The following is a 1,254-nucleotide window of genomic DNA, read 5'->3' on the forward strand; positions in this document are numbered from 1 at the left end:
TTGCATTGATTATTGAGGAATGTTTCTCAGTCGCTGGTGTGAGAGGGGCGGTTTGTCCGAATTATGTTTTGAATAGCCTTGTTTCAGCAGCAGAGATTTCTTAGTATTGCGGCTCTTTTTATGCCCCGAGAATGATGATGAAAACAGAATTATACAAAGAGTTTATGTTTGAGGCTGCTCACCACTTACCGCATGTACCCGCTGGTCATAAGTGTGGTCGTTTGCATGGACACTCTTTTTTAGTTCGTCTGTATGTTGAAGGTGAGGTTGATCCCCATACAGGTTGGGTTGTGGATTTTGCGGAAATTAAAGCCGCATTCAAACCGATTTATGATCGTCTCGATCACTATTATCTGAATGATATCGAAGGGTTAGAAAACCCAACTAGTGAAGTGTTGGCAAAGTGGATTTGGCAACAGCTCAAGCCCAGTTTACCGCTGCTGAGCAAAGTCGAGATCAAAGAAACCTGCACGGCGGGTTGTATTTATCGCGGTGAATAGCGCATTGATGTGAGATGTAATCTGATTATGCAAAGCATAAAAAAACGCCCGGATATCCGGGCGTTTTTGTAACCACAAAAGGTTCTGATTAACAGATCACCTTGATTGCCAAGCCACCTTGTGAGGTTTCACGGTACTTAGCATTCATGTCCTTGCCGGTTTCCAGCATGGTTTCAATCACTTTATCCAGTGAAACGCGTGGGGCAGAGGAACGACGCAGCGCCATACGGGTTGAGTTGATCGCTTTCACCGCTGCAATGCCGTTACGCTCGATACATGGCACTTGTACTTGTCCTGCAACTGGGTCACAAGTCAAACCAAGGTTATGTTCCATCGCGATTTCAGCGGCCATACAGACTTGCTCAGGGCTACCGCCTAAAAGCTCAGCAAGACCGGCTGCTGCCATAGAGCAAGCGACACCCACTTCACCTTGACAGCCCACTTCCGCACCAGAGATAGAGGCATTACGCTTGTACAGACCACCAATCGCGCCAGACGCGGCGAAGTAACGGATGTAGTCTTTCTCCGTCACGGTTTGGATGAATTTGTCGTAGTAGGCGAGTACGGCAGGGATAATGCCACACGCACCGTTAGTCGGTGCCGTTACCACGCGACCGCCTGCTGCGTTTTCTTCGTTAACCGCAAACGCATACATGTTTACCCAGTCAACCACCGCCATTGGATCGTTGGTGGTTTTTTCGGACGTCAGCAGTTGTTGACGCAGCGCTGCCGCACGGCGTGGTACACGCAAAGA

At 48.6% G+C, this 1,254-nt stretch carries 2 protein-coding genes; one reads left to right on the forward strand and one right to left on the reverse strand.

All coding sequences use genetic code 11. The features are described 5' to 3' along the window. Positions 1 to 137 precede the first annotated feature (137 nt). Positions 138 to 500: a 6-carboxytetrahydropterin synthase QueD gene (gene queD, locus GOU96_RS17570; RefSeq protein WP_000845978.1), complete on the forward strand. Its 363-nt coding sequence runs from the start codon at positions 138 to 140 to the stop codon at positions 498 to 500. 88 nt (positions 501 to 588) lie between these two features. Here the strand turns inward: queD and GOU96_RS17575 are convergent. Then, positions 589 to 1,254: L-serine ammonia-lyase (locus tag GOU96_RS17575; RefSeq protein WP_324702071.1), on the reverse strand; the 666-nt coding region annotated here is incomplete at its 5' end.

It is taken from the genome of Vibrio sp. R-1 (assembly GCF_035615595.1).
Classification (GTDB): Bacteria; Pseudomonadota; Gammaproteobacteria; order Enterobacterales; family Vibrionaceae; genus Vibrio; species Vibrio cholerae.